Genomic DNA, 16626 nt, shown 5'->3' on the forward strand with positions numbered 1-16626 from the left:
GCCGCCCACAAGGGACGGCGGCCTCCGGCGGGGAGGTTCGCAGCTATGTCAGCCCGTAACGGTGAACGGGGTCGACGCGTTGCGGTCGGAGTGGAAGGTCTCCGACGCGATGATGCCGGTGGTGTTCGACTTCGTGATCAGGATCCAGATGCTGAAGTCGCCGTTCGCGTTCGCCCAGGCGCCGGCCCAGTCGCTGGTCTTGGAGTCGCCCGCCAGACCGTTGACGTTGACCCACGCGAGCGATCCATAACCGTGTCCGGTGACCAGAACGAAGGTGCACGGGGCACCGGAGGTCTTGTTCAGCTCCAGCCAGCGGCGCTGCACGGTGACCGAGGCCAGCGCGCTGTTGCTGCCGTCGCTCAGCTTGAGCTTGTAGGTACCCTCGCCGACGTTGCCGGCGATGGTCACGTTGCCGGCGAGGGTGCCGTCGGCCGCGATGGTGATCGGGCCGGAGCTGATCCGAGCCGCGCTGCACGCCGAGCCGTCGGCCGCGCACAGGGACGCGGTGGCGGAGCCGTTCGGGGTCCAGTTGTTGCCGGACACCGCAACCGAACCACCGGCGTGCGTGGCGGCGGGCGACGCCGACAGGGTGGCCGGCAGGGCCGCGCCGATGGTGAACGGCAGCGCGAAGCCGGTCGCCTCGTCCACTCCCTCGGTGATCCAGACGGCGGTGATGCTCGGGTCGCTCACCACGAAGTCGGGGATGGTGACCGTGCCGTCGGCGGCCGAGTCCGCGTATGCGGCGGTCTCGTCGAGCACGTACCCGGTCGCGGTCTGGCCGCGCGCGATGACGGTGAGGTTCGGGTTGAAGTTCTTGCCCGTCACCTTGACGGTGGTGCCCACGGGGCCGCGGTTCGGGCTGAGCGTGGCCTGTCGGGCGACCGCGTTGATCTTGACCGGGGTGAGCGCCTCGCCGGCACCGACCTTGACCTTGATCTTGTAGTTGCCGGTCGGCACGGTGGCGATGGTGTTGATGCTGCCGGACAGCGCGCCGTTGGCCACCACCAGGCTGTTCGCCGCGATCCTGGTCGCGGTGCACGCGGCGCCGTTGGCGTCGCACAGCTCGACCGAGGGGGTGCCCGCGGTCCAGTTGGCGCCGGACAGCGCCACGGTGGAACCGGCGTTGAACTCACCGGGGTTCGCGCTGAGGGTGGGCGCTCCCGTCGAGGGGCCGTCCACGGTGAGGGTGCGCGAGACCGCGATGGGGTTGATCGGCGAGCACTTGGTCTCGACCTTCTGCCCGACCGCCGTGGTGAAGGTCGAGTAGATGTCCGGGGTCAGGTTGACCTGGCCGGCCTGGGTCAGCGTGAAGTTGCCGACCGGGTTGCTCAGGATCAGGTCCTGGCCGGGCAGCGCCTCGGGGTTGATCTGCGGGCCCTGGATGGCGAAGTTGCCGGTCTGCGCGCCCGTCAACTTCACCGTGCCGACCGCGTAGGTCGAGTCCTTCGGGACCTTCCCGACGACCGGGATCGACGTCGGCGCCTTCGGGTAGAGCTTCCACTGCCATTCGACCGAGACCACGTCGCCCACCTGGTAGGTGCTCTTGGCGGGGGTGACGACCAAGTCGATCTTGACGTTGCCGTCCGGCGGCGTCGAGTACGGGTTGGTGCAGTGCGTGCCGTAGTCGACGGTGGCGGCCTGCGCCGCGGGGGCGAGGACGAGGGCGCCGGTGCTCGCGATGGCGCCGACGACCGAGGCCGCGATCAGCCTGCGCGGAGCGATTCTTCGCATTCGGGACACGTTTCTCCTAGCCGGGTGGGAGGTGGCTGGTGGCTCGTGGTGCGCGGCGACGGTTGTCCGGGACGTTGGCCGGGAGCTGGGTGAAATGGCCTGGATGGGTGAACTCCGAACGTCGCCGGTCTGCCCGAACATCTAGCGAATAAAGGCACAGGAAGCAATGCGTAAAACATGCTGATCTTGGTGTCACGTGTCACCATGATCAACTTTGATAAACCTGCCCTGACCTCCTGTTTCCGAGCTTGACCGAGTCAATAGGAAGGGCGGTCGATTCACGATCGCAGCCCGGTGACTTCATCTACAAAACCGTATTGACTTCTTCCGCTTCCACAGTTTCACTCTTGGCTGTGCCGGAGGGTCCCGACGTGGGGAAGAAGCGGGCCCGCCCCGGATCCCGATAGTCGTTCGTGTCGGTCGGCGATGTGCAGCGTCGATCGGCTTGTTCGGGATGCCCACCGGTTGCTCCACCGTTTTCGCCTGCGGCGTGCAGGCCGGGAAGAACGTGCGCCACCACCAGGTACTCGGAAGCGATGAAAAGGAGCTCCACCATGTCTCGCACCAAGCTCGCCAGTGCCGGAATCGCCTGCTCGGCCGCCGCGTTCGCCGCGGTCATGGCCCTGTCCGGGACCGCGAACGCGGTTCCCGATTCGCGCAGCGTGACCCTCACCTGCCAGGACAGCACGGGCACCACCTGGACCACCGGGGGCACCGGCACCCTGACCTCCAGCGACCCGGGTGGTACCGCGGCGCAGAAGATGAAGCTGGTCTCGCCGCTGACCGCGCCGATCAACATCCCGGCCAACTCGCTGACCACCACGATCCGCACCATCCAGACCGGTGCGGGCGCGGGCACGGTGCGCGACTTCACCGGCACGGTCAACCTGCCGATGAACACCGGCAACCAGATCAACCTGGGCCCGGTCGCGGGCACTTCGCGACTGGCCGCGGGCACCACCGTGCGTCTGAAGGACACCTCGGCCGCCGGCCCGAGCGCCACGAACTGGTCGGTGAAGATCACCACGAGCATCTCCGGCTCGCCGGTCGACATCTGGTGTTCCGGCAAGCAGGACGCGGCCTCGGCCGACTACTCGTTCTGATCGGTTCCGGATCGGATCCCGCCCTATGGGATCCGATCCGGATCGTGGTGACGTTACGCGCCTGCCCGGGCGGCCTCGTGCCGCCCGGGCAGGCGTACGCATGTCCGGACAACGGTGATGTGAACCGTGCGGGCAGGACGAAACGGGCCCGGATAAAAGGGCGAAATGGTGTCCGATGCCGGTGTCACGTGTCACCAAGATCGAATTCGATAAACTCGACTTCGTCTGCTGCTTTCGATTCTTTCCCGGATTCCGGGAAAACTAAACTCGATTGACTTTTGCCGACCGTACGGTTTTACTCGGGCCTGTCGAAATGGGCCCGAAGCTTGGGGTTGAGCGGTCCTGTCATCGATTATCGGTCCGCTCGGCGCAGGTGAGCGCATTCCCTTGGTGTACGGACCCGCGACCACGTGTGGGTCGGATCCTCGAAATCGATCGAGAAGGAGTTCTCTCATGACTCGTACCAGGTTCGCGTCCGCCGGCATCGTGTGTGTGGCGGGTGCGCTCGCGGCCTCCGCGGCATTGTCGGGTACGGCCCACGCGGCGGCCCCGGAGTTTCGGGGTGTCGTCCTCACCTGCCAGGACAGCATCGGGAACACGTGGGCGACGAACGGTGCCGGTGAACTCGGCTCCAGCGATCCGGGGGGTACGGCGGCGCAGAAGATGAAGCTGACCACGCCGATGACCGCGCCCATCCAGATTCCGCCGAACGCGCTGACCACGACGATGCGCACGGTGCAGACCAGCGGCGCGGGCGCGGGTACCGCGTGGGACTTCTCCGGGACGCTCAACCCGCCGATGAACATCGGCAATCCCATTCGGCTGGGCCCGGTTCCGGCCGCATCGCGCTTGGCCGCCGGTACGAAGGTGCGGCTCGTGGACACCTCCGGCGCGGCGCCGAGCGCGACGAACTGGTCCGTGAAGATCGAATCGCACCTGGGTGGAGTCACGGTCTTCACCTACTGCGCCGGTGGGCAGGCGACCGGGACGGACGACTTCACCTTCTGATCGGCCCGATCGGCGATAAACCACCGGAACCGTGGATTTCGCTTTCGGTCGGAGATTCGTATCCGAACGTTCCCCCGCGACCTCTCCGGGTCCGGGGGAACGTTTGTCTTTACCGGGAATTCCTGCCGATACTCACGTTAAGTAATCACGCCGTCATAGTGACGCGTGTCACCATGATCAAAGATATCTATTTGATGATCATGAGGATTGGAGAAGTGTTCTCGGTCGAAATGGTTGGAAGCTTCTCGAAGATCACTTAGCTGGTATACGTGGACATTAGGCATTGACTTCTTTTCTTGCTGCCGCTTCACTCTCTCTATGCCGGAAGGCCCGAGGTCGGAGCAATGCGGGCCCTTCGCGGTAAGGCTCGCTTCGGTGCTCCTGTCGATGTCGAGATACCGGCCGGCAGTAGCAGCGTCTTGCCTGCTTCGGGTTACTCGGGCGAGCACGTCTTCATTCGGAAAGCCGTGAAAGGAGCACCACCCCTCATGTCTCGTTCCAAAGTCGCATCGGTCGGCATCGCCTGTACGGCGGGTGCCTTCGCGGCCGTGCTGGCCATGTCGGGCACCGCCAACGCGCTTCCGCCGGAGTCGCGCGGTGTGCATCTGACGTGTGTCGACATCAACTCCAACATCACGTACTCCACCAACGGCGCAGGCACCCTTTCCTCCAGCGACCCGGGCGCGCCGAACGCGCAGAAGATGAAGCTCACCTCGTCGATCACGGCGCCGCTCAACATTCCGGCGAACTCGCTGACCACCACGATCCTGATGCAGCAGGTGAACGGGCCCGGCTCCTACAGTTTCTCCGGGACGGCCAACCTGCCGATGAACGCGGGCAACCCGATCACCCTCGGGCCGGTTCCCGCCGTGGGCGGTCGTCTCAGCACTCCCCTCCAATTGATCCTGAAGGACACCTCCGCCGCCGCGCCCAGCGCGACGAACTACTCGGTGCGTATCCAGGCCACCTTCGCGGGTACCGCGGCCGACATCCGTTGCGCCGGCAGCCAGGACATCGTTCCGCCCGCCACCACTCCGAACCCCTTCACCTTCTGATCGGTCCGGCTCTCGACCAGGGAGCCGGAACGCTCGGATCCGGGTGGCCAAGCGCCCGTCGTGGCGACCTTCGGGTCGCCGCGACGGGCGTTTTCCACGCGTCGGGTCCGCAGACGGCCCAGCGATCGGCCGATCCCCAGCCTCGGCCGGCACGGCGAAAGGATTTCTCATGCAAGCCGGCAAGCTCATCACCGGGACCCTGACCTGCGCTGCCGCGGCTTTGGTCGCGGTGACCGCGCTGTCCACCTCGGCCTACGCGCTCCCGCCCGAGTCGCGCGCGGTCTCGTTCCGCTGCTTCGACCCCAGCGGCACTCTCTACGGCTCGATCACCTCGCCCTTCACCGGGACGCTGACCACCAGTGACCCGGGTGGCACCGCGGCACAAAAGATGAAGCTGGCCACGACCTGGCTCCCGCCGCTCAGCGTCGCCCCCAACACGTTGCCGTTCGTGTTCCGCACCGTCCAGACCAGCGCGGGCGGGTCGGGAGTCGGCACCGTATGGGACTTTGCGGGCTCGAACCACCCGGCCCTCGGACTGGGGCCGACCACCTTCGGCCCGGCTCCGACGTCCGCGCGGATCGCCGCGGGTACGACGATTCGGTTCAAGGAGACCTCCGGGGCCCTGCCGAGCACCACGAACTGGTCGCTGCGGTTCAAGAACCCGATTCCCGGAACGACCAACGACATCTACTGCGCCGGTGGCCAGAGTTCCGGGTCCGCCGACTTCTCCTTCTGATCGGCGACCGTCCGGGGCACGCGTCGGCCCCGGTACCCGAATCGGGTACCGGGGCCGACGCGCGTGTGGTGCGTGCTACTTCACCGTGATGCCCGCCATGCCGAGCTTGTCGAACTTGAAGCTCGTGTCGATCTCGACCGCCGTGATGCCGGTGGTCTTCTTGCTCGTGACCAGGATCCACGAGCTGAACCTGCCGTTGCGGTCGGTCCAGGCCAGGCCGAAGTTGAAGGTCGGGTTCGCGCCCTCCACGCCGGCCAGCGCGATCAGCGTGTTCGGGGTGAAGTTCTCGCCGGACACCTTCACGAACGTCCACGGGCGGACGGTGCTCTTGCTGAGCGTCACCTTGCGCTGCGGGACCGGGACCTCGACCTTTTTCACGGTCAGCGGCGTGGAGGCGGTGCGACTGCCGTCGGTGACCTGGACGCTGTACGAGCCGTCCGCGGTGCCGGGGGCGACCGTCACGCCACCGGAGAGCACGCCGTCGGCGCCGATCCGCAGGCTGTTGGCGGAGATGCCCGCCGGGTTGCACGCGGTGCCGTCCGCGGCGCACAGGGACGGCGTGGCGGTGCCGCCCTTGGTCCAGTTGGTACCGGCGAGCGTGGTCTCCTTGCCGGCCTCCACGGTGCCCGGGGACGCGCTCAGGGTGGCCGTCTCGGGCGTGCTCTGCACGGTGATGCTCTGCACCACGCCGGAGCCGCCGGTGACCGCGCACGGCGTGGTGAAGTTGCCGTACGGCGTCACCGTGGCGGTGGTGGTCCTGGTCGGCGTCAGGTCGACGGTGCCGGTCGCGGTGGCCGGGATCTGGAGCCTGACCGAGAACGGCGGGCTCTGGATCGGCGTGTTCGCCGGGATGTCGATCGTGGTCTCGGCGCCGGCGAGGGTGACCGAGCCGGTGGCGCCGCCGGACAGGGCGAAGTCGATCGACGGCGTCATTTTGATGCCATTGAGCGCGGCGGGGCTGGTCGCCGGGCTCGGGCCGAGGGTGATCTTCAGGTCGACCGTCTCGCCGGGCTTGGCGGTGGTCGGACCGTCCACGGTCACCGACATCGGTCCGGTCTTGTCGCCCTGGCCGAGCGGCAGCGAGCACGTGACGGTCGGCGTCGCGGTGCCGGCGAAGGCGGCGGGGGCGGCGGCGAGGAATCCGGTGATCGCCAGTGTGCCGACGCCGAGTCCGGCGGTCAGGCGCTTGGTGCGCTGCTTCATGAGGTGCGGCTCCCTGTCCTGCGTTCCTTGCCGGCGGCGGGCGTTGGCGTCGCGTCGGCGGCATGGGGGCGGATACGCGCGTGGCTAAGTGGAACGTGTTCCAGAAGTGGGGCGGGTCACATTGATGCGCCTTCGCCTGCCGAAGTCAAGAGGCGCGAAAGCCCCCGTCGGCCCTGCGGGAGGTCTTCGGCAGGGCCCTGACCTGCACTGACACGTGTCGTCCGGAAGCGGTGGAACAAGTTCCACTTTCCCCGGTCGCGAGGTGCCTCGGGTCCGGATACGCGAACGGGGCGCCCCCGCACCGAAGGTGCGAGAGCGCCCCGCGTGGGGCCGACGTGCCGTCAGGAGACGGTCAGCGTCAGGGTTCCCGTGTACGTCCCGGCCGCCTGGTACGCCGGGACCGCGAGCGACAGGCCGGCGTTCGCGCTGAACACGCCACCGGTCTTGTGCGCCGGATCCGTGGACGCCGCCGAGCTGCACAGCAGCCCGCCGTTGACCGTACCCGCCGAGCCGGTCACGACCTGGCTCGCCGAGTTCGGCTCGGCCACGCACCGGGGTGTCCAGGACAACGCCGACGCGGGCAGCGAGTAGCCGCCGTCCGCCTTGAAGTCCGAGACGGAGCCGGTGAGTTGCCAACCGAGCGTGCCCTTGCGGGCGTCGGTGACGGTGACCGCGTTGAGCGAGCCCGTCATGGTCTGGTCCCGGTTCGCGAACGGCACGTCCGCGAGCAGGACGCCGGTTCCGGCCTGGGTCATCGACAACGTGCCCGGTTCCTCGCCGGGACCGCCGCCCTCGACGGTGAACGGGGCGAGCGCCATCTTGTTGCGGTCGTTCTTTTCCGCCGCCCGGATCTGGGTCGTCCCGGGTTTGCTCACCGTCAGATCGACGGCGAACGTCCCGTCGGGACCGGCGGTGACCTCGGTGGTGTCACCGGTGAGACCCAGATTCGCGTCCAGGGTCTCCAGCACGACGGCCGCGCCGGGGGTGAAGTTCCGCCCCGTCACGTGCGCCTTCGTGCCCGAGGGGCCACGATCGGGTGTGGCGGTGATCGCCCGGGGCAGGACGACGGTCGAGGTCACCGTGATCGGTGCGGACACCGAGACGATCCCGACGGTGACCTTCACCAGGTATGTGCCCGGCGGCACGTTCGTACCCAACGTGACCTGCGCGGTGAGCGCACCGCCCGGGGCCACCGAACCGGTGCCCGCGGTGAACGCGGATCCGGTGCAGCCCGAGCCGTCCTCCTGGCACAGCTGTACGTGCGGATTGCCCTGGCCGGTCGGCCAGTTGTCCCCCGTCAGCAGCACCGGGTCGCCGGGCTTGACCAGGCTCCGATCCGGACCCAGGGTCGTCTGGGCCGGCGCGCCCACCATGATCGACTGGGAGACCGCCGGCGTGCCGACGGGTGTGCCGCCCGACGCGATGGTGATCACCTTGAGGCCGTATCCGGCGGGCGCCAGGTCGATCCGACCCGCCTTGGTGATCTTGAAGGTGCCCTTCATGTCGTTGACCTTGAGCACCTCCCCGCCCGGAGTGGCCGGGTTGCCCTTGTCGCCGGCGACCTGTACCTCGCCGGTTTGCGCGCCGGAGATCCGTACGGTGCCGCTGGGCGTCACCGTGTCCTTCAGGGCCACGACCCAGCTGGAGGGGTTGCGCGGTTGACCGATCCACTTCCAGCCGACCGTGACCTCGTCGCCGATGTCGTACCACGTCTTGGCCGGGCTCACCGAGAGCGCGACCTCGGGACTCCAGTCGAATGCCGGGCCGTTGCCCCACGCCGGGGTGTAGCGCACGGTGTACTTGACCGGCTCGGAGTGCCGCAGCGCCTCCTTGGCCACCGAGACCGCCACCAGGATCGAGGTGCTACCCGAGGTGATCCGGACCTGACGGACGGCGTCCGACAGATTGGCGGCGACCCGGACCTGGCCCGACAACTTTCCGGAGGCGTCGACGGTGAGGGTGGAGCCCGACGCCCCTTCCGCTGTGCAGGCGTTGCCGTCCACGTCGCACATCTCGACGCCGACCGGACCGACCGGCCAGTTCTCTCCGGTCACCTCGATCCCCGCGCCCGGCCGGACCACGTTCCAGCCCAACGACACGGTCGGCGCCTTGACCGCGCCGTCCACCGCGAGCGTCGCGCCCACGCCCGGCGTGCCGTTGGGCGTGCACGGCGTGTCCCAGCTGCCGAACATGTTCGCGGTACTGGTGTAGCCGCCGGGGGAGAGCTTCAGCTCGCCCGGCTTGGTGATCTTGAGCGTGCCCGTCATGTTCGACAGCCACAACTTCTCGCCGCCGGGAGTCTGCGCGTTCTTCTGCGGACCCTCCATGGCGATCTCGCCGCCCTGCGCGCCGGAGACGAGGACCTTGCCGCGCGGCTTGACCGCGTCGGCGTTCACGGTCACCGACGACGGGTTCTTCGCCGCGTCCTTCCACGTCCAGGTGACGGTGACCTCGTCGCCGACGTTGTACTTCGCCTTGACCGGGACGACCGTGAGGTCGACCTGGGCGTCGAAGTCGAACGGACCGCCGCCGACGCTCGGCGGTACACAGTGCACGTTGTACGTCACCGGAGCCGCGTTCGCGGACTGCGCCCCCGCGCCCACGCCCAGGGCGCCGGCCACGAGGGCGGTACCCAGTACGCCGGCGACGCGCTTGTTGCGGGATCCGGACCCAGTGCTTTCCCTGGTTCTTGGTCTGAGCATGTGGTGCTGTCCCTCCTCGGGATGCCTGCCTGGCCCGCCGGGGGAGCGAGCAGTCGAACACCACACCGGGACCGGTCCGTCGCCGTCGGTGACCCGCGCGGCGCGGGACGGTCGATTCGGTGCCGTGCGCCGATTTTCGACGTCGGCGGGGTGACACCCGACCCCGCCGCTGTCACCCGGTCTTTCCCTGCGATGAAACCTGTTCCAGAAAACGGCGCCTCCCATTGAGCCCGTGGGCGTTTGCGAAGTCAACAGCGGAACGCGTTCCGGCGGCAACGATTTGTATGCGCCGTCGGCCGGTGTCGCACACGCGGGCTCGATGGGTGAAAAGCGTTGGCGCGTACGGGAAATGGGCGACGGGACGCCCACCGCGCAGTGAGGGATTGCGGTGGGCGCCCCGTGCCGATCGGCCGTACCGGCCAACCGTGACCGTGATCAGGAAATCGACAGGGTCAGCGTCGCGCTGTAGTCGCCGGCGCCCTGGTAGGCCGGAACCTTCAGGTCGATGTCGGCGTCGGCGGAGAAGGTGCCGCCGGTGTTGGTCGCGCCCTGCGGGACCGAGGCCAGCGTCGCGCCCGAGCCGATGGTGCCCGCGCTGCCCGCGACCGGGGTGCCCTTGGACTTCTCGTCGGCCTTGGCGGCCTTGGGCTTCCAGGAGAAGTGGTCGGCGGGGATGCTCTCGCCGGCCGCGTTCTCGAAGTCGGTGACCGAACCGGTCAGCGTCCAACCGGCGTTGCCGCCGCGCAGGTCGGACACGGTGACCGTGTTGAGCTTGCCGGTCATGGTCTGGTCCTGGGCGCTCACCGAGACGTCGGACATCCGGATGCCGCCCGCCTGCTGGGAGATCGCCAGGGAGCCGGCGGTGATCGTGCCGTCCAGCTTCTGGGTCAGGTCGCCCGGCTGAGTCGGGTCGACCTTCTTGCGCACCAGCAGCTGCGCCTGGCCGCTGTTGCCCTCGGAGTCGGCCACCGCGAGGGTGTGCGCGCCGTTGGCGACGTTGTCGGCGAGCTTGACCGTGCCGGTCAGATTGCCGGACGCGTCCACCGTGAGGGTGGAGGACGCGATCCCGGCGGCTGCGCCGTCCAGCGTTGCGGTCACCGCGCCGGGGGCGAACTTGCTTCCGCTCAGGGCCACTTCGCTACCCGGCTCGACCGCGGTCGAGGGCGCGTTCAGTACCGGCTTGTCGGCCGCGCCGACCTTGAGCGTGGCCGAGGGGGCGACCGTGTTCACCGGGTTGCACTTGGTCTCGGCGTCCAGGCCGAACGCCTTGGTGAAGGTCGAGTACAGGCCCGGGGTCAGCGTCACGTCGCCGGCCTGGGTCAGCTTGACCTTGCCGGTCATGTTGGTGAGCACCAGTTCCTGGCCCGGCAGGGTCTCCGGGTTGATCCGCTGACCCTCGACCGCGACCGCTCCGGTCGCCGCGCCGCCCAGGGTGACGCTGCCCTTGGGCAGGGTGGAGTCCTTGTCCACCTTGCCGACCACGGGGATCTCCGGCGGCGCCTTCGGGTACGACTTCCAGGTCCAGGTGACGGTGACCTCCTCGCCGACGTCGTAGCGCGCCTTGGCGGGCGCCACCGACAGGTCGATCTTCAGGTCGCCGTCCGGGATCACCAGGTTCGGCACGATCTGGTTGACGCAGTGCGAGGTGTAGGCCACGTCGGCGGCGTTCGCGCCGGGTGCGAGGGCCACCATGCCGACGGTGCCGGCGATCGTCACCACGCCGAGCGAGGCGGCGAGTTGCCTGTTTGCCTTGAACATAGGGTGCGTTCCTTTTCTCGGATACCGCTCTGCCGGCGCCGGGGTGGGCGGGGCAGCCGAAACACCACGTCGCAGGACCGGGCGCGGGGGGCGCGGGGCGCACACGCCCGCGCGGGCCTCGACGGCGCATGCGCGTCCGGACGGGTGCCGTCGCGAAGTGCGGCCCCGCCGGTCGGTGGAACGTGTTGCAGAAATGATGCTTGATCATTCCGCTCCACGGGCATCGCAAAGTCAAGGGATACGCGCGGAAAACCGGAAGGACGCCCTCCTCCTTCGAGCGAGGAGGGCGTCCCGGTGTCCGACGGTGACTCAGCTCAGACTGAGCGTCAGATTTCCCGTGTACGCCTCGGAGCGGGTGCCGCCGGGAAGGGACAGGCTCAGCAGCGCGTTGGCCTCGAACGCACCGCCCGTGACGGCGCCGGTGCTCGGGTTCTGCCGACACAGCACCTCGGCGTCGCCGCCGACCGTGCCGGGCACGCCGGTGCCGACGGCCGCGGGTGGGCCCTCGACGGTGGTGCAGGCCGGGATCCAGGTGAGTCGTCGGGCCGGTACGACCTCACCGCCCTCGCCGACGAAGTCGCTGCTCTGCGCGGTCAGCGTCCAGCCGAGGGTGCTGCCGCGCCGGTCCTGGATGGTGACCGGGTTGAGCCGACCCTCCAACTCCTGTGTCGTGTCGCCGGGTCGGAACTCCGGCATGGTCACACCCGCCGAGTTCTGCCGCATGAACAGCGGCCCGGCCACGGCGTCGGCGGGCGTCTGCGGCACCTGTCCGGCGGGCGGGAGCGGGGGGACTCCGGGCGGGGGCGTGGTGCCCGCACCGGGGATGCCGGCGCCCGGCGTGGCGCCGGTGCCGCCGAGGGTCGGGTCGCCGATCGGCCCGGCGGTGGGGCCGGTGGGCGCGCCGGTCGTGGGCGGGGCGGACGGGGTGCCGCCGGAGCCGGCCGATCCGCCGGCGGACGGGTTGCCGGATCCACCGGCGCCGCCCGGGCCGCCGGTGCCGGGGCCCGAGGTCGGGGGCGTGCCGACCTGGACGCTCGTCGAGACGGGCAGTCGGTCGGAATGTACGGGGGTGCAGGGCGAGTCCTGGATCAGGAATTGCTGGAGTACGTACGCCCCGGGAGCCAGGTCGATCCGGCCCTCGGTGGCGAGGGTGAACTTCCCGGTCAGGTCCGCGACCGGCAGGGGTTGCGCGGCGCCGGCGCCCGGGTGTCGGGCGGGGCCGGTGAGTTCGATGTCGCCGACCTGGGCGTTGGAGAGCCTGATGGTGGCCTTGGGCGTCTCGACGTCGGGGAGGATCCCGGTCCACGTCCACGGGTTGCGTGGTGGTGTGACCCAGTGCCAGGTGACGGTGACCTCCTCGCCCACCTTGTAGGTGTCCTGCTTCGGCGGCGACACGGAAAGCTCGACCTTCGGCTTCCAGGTGAAGACGGGTCCGCCGGCGAGTGGCGGTCGACAGCTCACCTCGTGCTCCACGGGTGCCGCCTGTGCCGCGGGTGCGACCGCCGTGAGACCCGCCGCGCCGGCGACGAGGACGACCGCCGCCGGTATCGCGAACAGCCTCCTGCGGGGTGGAACCATGTGCGGGACGCTCCCTTCCGGGCCGACCCCGGGCTCGATCGATCGTGGTCGTCGATGCTCGGGCCGGCTTGAAACGTGTTCCATATATGGGCCAAACGCCCATTGATTCGGCATGCCTGACGTGGTGTCAAGGGATCCGGGCGGGCTGTGGCGCGTTCGGAACGTGCCGGCCCGCGGACCGGTGCGGCGGTGGACCGAGGCTCCGGGCGCGGGATCGGGGCCGGCCCGGCGCATGACGGGAAGTCGGTGGGTTCGTAAGGGTTTGGCGAGGCGTGTGTACTCGACACGTGTCGAAAATGTGAGGTCCTGTCAACCGTCTTGTCGACACAGTGATTTCGCAGGTCGCGCGATATGGAACCGTGTCCGACGGATGCAGATTTTCTGCTTTTCGCTGTTGTCCGCTCATGCCACTTGTCGTACCGTCACCCGAAGATCTGACGTGACATCAAGTACTGGAACAGTCTCGATGTCTCCCGGATGCGCCGAGAAAGCCCCGCTCAGGGAACGCAAGGCGTGTCCCCACCGGTGCTTGCGCGGTCCGGTTTTCCCGCCCGGTCCGCGCCTCGAAAGGGGGAAGTCGGGTGTGGCGACCGCGTGTACCCGATGAGTCGGGGCGCGTGCCGGGTCGGTGCAGGCCGACTCGCCAAAACGGCCCTGCCGATCGCGCGTCGCTCCGGCCGTTTCGATCAGGACTTCTCGACGAGCAAGAGATCCCCCCGAAGGGAGAACCACCGTATGGGCAGGCCCATTAAGCGCACAGCGGGTGGCTTGGCGGCGCTCGCCGTCATGGCGGGCGCCATGATGTCGTTCGCGCCGCAGGCCGGTGCCGGGACATCGAACACGAAGCTCAAGTGCGACTTTCAGAGTGACCCCACGGTCAAGACCACCATGGGATCCAAGCCCGACACCGGCGACCAGGCCTTCACCGTCACCGGTCCGGCCTCGGCCGCGGCGGGTGAGCAGATCAGGCTGAACATCGACCCGGGGGTGAGCCCGGCCGCTTCGCCGCTCGCCACCACGGTCAAGGTCACCCCGACGGTCACCTTCACCGCGAAGTACACGGGCGGATCGGCCACGTTGACCGCGGTGGGCGCGACCCTGGACCTGCCGTTGGTGGCCGACGCCGGGATCGATGTGCCTTCGTTCGCAGCCAACGTCAAGCTGCCCGCGGGGGCCTCGGGGAAGGTGGATCTGCTTCCCAAGGGCTTCGCCCTGAAGATTCAGGTCCCCGAGCCGACGCCGCTGACGTTGAACGTCCCGTGTACGGTCACCGACGCCGACCCGAAGCCGGCCTACTCGGTGACGCTTCCCGCCGCGAGCACGACCGGGGGAAGCAGTACGAATTCGGGTTCGAGCAGTTCGGGCTCCTCTTCCTCGTCCTCCTCGTCCTCCTCGTCCACGAGCAGTACGGGAACAACCACCTCGGGGACCACGGCCGGCAACGACTCGCTGGCCAAGACCGGCCCGCTGGATGACGCGCTGTCGATGGGCCTGCTCGGCGGGACCGTCGGACTGCTCGGCATCGGCGGGGTGTTGCTCGCCACCCGGCGGGTGCGGTCCTCGCGCAACGCCTGACCCCCGGGCCTCGGGCACGGTCGGCCTTCCGGATCGGGAGGCCGACCGCGGCGCTTGCCGACGCTATTGACTCCGTGACCGGATCGCGGGTGAATGGCACGCCAGAATCTGAAACAGGTTTCAATTCACTGCACAGGGTCCGTACCCCGCAAGGGAATCGGCGGACCGCGAGACAGCCGCCTCGGGCGGGTGCGACGAATCCCGAGCGAGTCGACCGCCCAGGTACGGCACCGGAGCGCCGAGCCCAAGGTGGTGCGACGCTCCCCGGCACCCGCTCCGGTGTGGTGTTCGACCACCCCGCCCTCCCCGGCGTCCGGTGGGAACCCTCTGAAGGGAGCAGCACCGCATGTTCAAACCCAGCAGGAAGACCGTCGCGACACTCGGCGTCGCGATGGTCGCGGGTACCGCGGGACTGGTGGCGGGTGCGCCGATGGCGTCCGCCGCCTCGGTGAATCCGGAACTGACCTGCACCGAGCCGATCCTGCACTGGAACAAGGTCGGCAAGCAGACGTTCGATGTCGCGCTCACGCCGAACACCGGCAACGCGCCGGCCACGGTGCAGGCCAAAATCGACGCAGGCGAGAACCCGCTGCGTCCGGACGACCCCTTCCCCGGCATCGGCTTCGTCGGCAAGTACACCTTCTCACTCAGCACCGGTGGCGAAGTCACCCTGACCGCACCCAAGTTCATCTCGGACATCGGTCCCACGCAGGGCATCGACCCGCCCGAGTTCACCGCCGACCTCGCGCTTCCGCAGGCGGCTCCGGGAACCACGATCGAGCTGACACTCAAGACGTTCGCGCTCGACGTCTACCTGGAGGGCATGCCGGACCCGGTCACCACGGCGACCTGCCAGGTGACCGGTGACAACGGGGTGGTCGCGTCCTACAAGGTCTCCGACGCCCCGCCGCTCGACCCGACCCTGACCACCACCCCGGGACAGGTCAAGCCCGGCGGCTCCCTCACCGTCGCCGGCGCGAACTGGCCCGCGGGTACGCCCACGGTCGCCCTGTGCGACGCGAGCGGCAACGCCTGTGACCCGGCCAAGGTCACCGGCGCGCTCACCGTCACGGACGGCGCGCTGGCCGGTACCGCGACCATCGGCGCGACGGTCGCGGACGGCTCGTACCAGCTCAAGGTCACCGTGGGCGACAAGTCCAAGACCTCGAACGTCACGGTCAAGGCGGACGTCCCGAGCAACCCGCGCAAGCTCACCCTGAACCCGACCCACGGGCCGGTCGGCACCAAGGTCACCGTCAACGGTGAGGGCTACACGCCCAACGCCGCCGTGTACGTGGTCCCGACCAACGCCGCCCACCAGCCGGACGTGCCCGGCATGGTGACGGCGACGGCGGGCGCGGACGGGAAGTTCACCGCCGAGGTCACGGTCACCAAGGCCGACACCACGCTGATCGCGGGGTCGGAGGACGCCGCCGGCACGCTGTCCGCCGGCGCGCCGTTCACGGTCGACGGGGGCAACCCCCCGGCCGGCACGCTGAAGCAGGACCTCACCGGCTCGATCGCCGGCGGCGGCCTGACGATCTCCCAGGAGAACGGCGGGATCAAACTTTCCGACGTGACCCTCAACGGCACCCAGCAGAACATGACCGGCGCGCTGAACACGGTGACGGTCAAGGACTACCGCGGCGGCGCCACGGGTTGGACGCTGACCGGCGCGGTCACCGACTTCACCAACGGCTCCGGCGGCACCATCGCGGCGGACAAGTTCTCCTGGACACCGAAGATCACCCCGGGCGAGGGCTCGCCCAGCCAGGCCGTGGCCGGCAGCGCGGGTCCGATCGGCACGACCGGCGCCACCCTGGCCTCCGCGCCCAACGCGGCGGTCACCGGCGGCACCTTCGCGGCCGACGCGGGTCTGAGCCTGGCGGTTCCGGCCTACCAGGCGCCCGGGAACTACAGCGCGACGCTCACCCTCTCCATCTCCTGACCGACATCTCCCGCCGGACACCATCGGCGGGAGACCCAGAACGGCCCGGAAACCGGGGGCCCGCGGGGCACGGACACCATCCGTGACCCACGGGTCGCCGGCGGCGGGCCGCTGCGGATCGACGCAGAGCGGAGGGTGGGGCGGGCAGCCGGCCCGTCCCGCCCACACCGCACTCGGACGATCCGCGCACGCGACACCCAGGCACACAGCGCGGGCCCTTCGGATCCGC

General features: G+C 69.1%; 12 protein-coding genes. 6 read left to right on the top strand and 6 right to left on the bottom strand.

Annotated elements, in window-relative coordinates:
• Positions 1-48 precede the first annotated feature (48 nt).
• Positions 49-1731: a hypothetical protein gene (locus ACFXKZ_RS13750; protein WP_379999810.1), complete on the bottom strand. Its 1683-nt coding sequence runs from the start codon at positions 1729-1731 to the stop codon at positions 49-51.
• A gap of 304 nt (positions 1732-2035) precedes the next feature.
• Positions 2036-2287: a hypothetical protein gene (locus tag ACFXKZ_RS13755; RefSeq protein ID WP_379999812.1), complete on the bottom strand. Its 252-nt coding sequence runs from the start codon at positions 2285-2287 to the stop codon at positions 2036-2038.
• Between ACFXKZ_RS13755 and ACFXKZ_RS13760 the strand changes: the two genes are divergently transcribed.
• From ACFXKZ_RS13760 to ACFXKZ_RS13775, 4 genes are all read left to right on the top strand, one after another.
• Positions 2286-2834, top strand: a complete 549-nt coding sequence (locus tag ACFXKZ_RS13760) for a hypothetical protein (RefSeq protein ID WP_379999814.1) — start codon at positions 2286-2288, stop codon at positions 2832-2834. The two genes, ACFXKZ_RS13755 and ACFXKZ_RS13760, sit on opposite strands and share 2 nt — an antisense overlap.
• Before the next feature lie 453 nt (positions 2835-3287).
• Positions 3288-3842 (top strand): hypothetical protein, encoded by a 555-nt coding sequence (locus ACFXKZ_RS13765; RefSeq protein WP_379999816.1) that lies wholly within the window; start codon positions 3288-3290, stop codon positions 3840-3842.
• Positions 3843-4330: 488 nt separating this feature from the next.
• Entirely contained in the window at positions 4331-4897 is a 567-nt protein-coding gene (locus ACFXKZ_RS13770) for a hypothetical protein (RefSeq protein ID WP_379999818.1), read from the top strand.
• 169 nt (positions 4898-5066) lie between these two features.
• Positions 5067-5633: a hypothetical protein gene (locus ACFXKZ_RS13775; RefSeq protein WP_379999820.1), complete on the top strand. Its 567-nt coding sequence runs from the start codon at positions 5067-5069 to the stop codon at positions 5631-5633.
• A 75-nt stretch (positions 5634-5708) separates the two neighbouring features.
• On the opposite strand, the gene ACFXKZ_RS13780 is transcribed toward ACFXKZ_RS13775, so the two are convergent.
• The 4 genes from ACFXKZ_RS13780 to ACFXKZ_RS13795 form a co-directional block, all read right to left on the bottom strand.
• Positions 5709-6836 (bottom strand): hypothetical protein, encoded by a 1128-nt coding sequence (locus tag ACFXKZ_RS13780; protein ID WP_379999821.1) that lies wholly within the window; start codon positions 6834-6836, stop codon positions 5709-5711.
• Positions 6837-7177: 341 nt separating this feature from the next.
• The gene (locus ACFXKZ_RS13785) at positions 7178-9538 is read right to left on the bottom strand and encodes a hypothetical protein (protein WP_379999823.1); all 2361 of its coding nucleotides are present in this window, start codon (positions 9536-9538) and stop codon (positions 7178-7180) included.
• A 435-nt stretch (positions 9539-9973) separates the two neighbouring features.
• On the bottom strand, positions 9974-11296 hold the full coding sequence (locus ACFXKZ_RS13790; protein ID WP_379999825.1) for a WxL domain-containing protein: 1323 nt from the start codon (positions 11294-11296) through the stop codon (positions 9974-9976).
• 309 nt (positions 11297-11605) lie between these two features.
• Positions 11606-12874, bottom strand: a complete 1269-nt coding sequence (locus ACFXKZ_RS13795) for a hypothetical protein (RefSeq protein WP_379999827.1) — start codon at positions 12872-12874, stop codon at positions 11606-11608.
• A 735-nt stretch (positions 12875-13609) separates the two neighbouring features.
• On the opposite strand from ACFXKZ_RS13795, the gene ACFXKZ_RS13800 reads away from it, so the two are divergent.
• Together ACFXKZ_RS13800 and ACFXKZ_RS13805 are read left to right on the top strand one after the other, a co-directional pair.
• Positions 13610-14449 carry a hypothetical protein gene (locus ACFXKZ_RS13800; protein WP_379999829.1) on the top strand — a complete coding sequence of 280 codons (840 nt, stop codon included), beginning with the start codon at positions 13610-13612 and terminating at the stop codon, positions 14447-14449.
• 346 nt (positions 14450-14795) lie between these two features.
• Complete coding sequence (locus ACFXKZ_RS13805; RefSeq protein WP_379999831.1) at positions 14796-16397, top strand: hypothetical protein; 1602 nt, start codon at positions 14796-14798, stop codon at positions 16395-16397.
• The last annotated feature ends 229 nt before the right edge of the window (positions 16398-16626 follow it).

The sequence above is a fragment of the Embleya sp. NPDC059237 genome (assembly GCF_042754105.1).
GTDB lineage: Bacteria > Actinomycetota > Actinomycetes > Streptomycetales > Streptomycetaceae > Embleya.